The organism is Salifodinibacter halophilus (assembly GCA_012999515.1).
In the GTDB taxonomy this organism is placed as follows: Bacteria; Pseudomonadota; Gammaproteobacteria; order Nevskiales; family Salinisphaeraceae; genus Salifodinibacter; species Salifodinibacter halophilus.
This window is the reverse complement of record JABEEB010000177.1, coordinates 1-280: the sequence shown is the minus strand read 5'-3', so window position 1 is coordinate 280 and position 280 is coordinate 1. Positions and strand designations below refer to the sequence as shown.

1 protein-coding gene is annotated in these 280 nt (G+C 67.1%); it reads right to left on the bottom strand.

The genetic code is table 11. The annotated features are described in order from the left end of the window. Positions 1 to 6: 6 nt before the first annotated feature. The coding region (locus HKX41_11205; protein ID NNC24698.1) for a polyprenyl synthetase family protein at positions 7 to 280 on the bottom strand (274 nt) is incomplete at its 5' end.

Sequence of the window (280 nt, the reverse complement as noted above, 5' to 3'; positions counted from 1 at the left end):
GCGCGCTCAGTAGCCGCGGGTGATGAGGTAGTCCGCGATGTCGCACAGCAGGTCGCGGGCCTCGTTGTCCGGGAGGACGTCGAGCCGCGACTTGGCCTGCTCGGTGAGGGCTTCGGCCATCTCGCGGGCGTAGTCGATGCTTCCCGCCTCGTTCAGTTCGGCGACGGCGGCTTCGACGGCGTCTTCGGTGAGTTCCTCGGCCGTCTCGGCGTCGACGAGGTCGTCCACGTCGATGCCCTGCTGGCGCGCGTGGAGCGAGATGATAGTCTCTTTGTTCTCC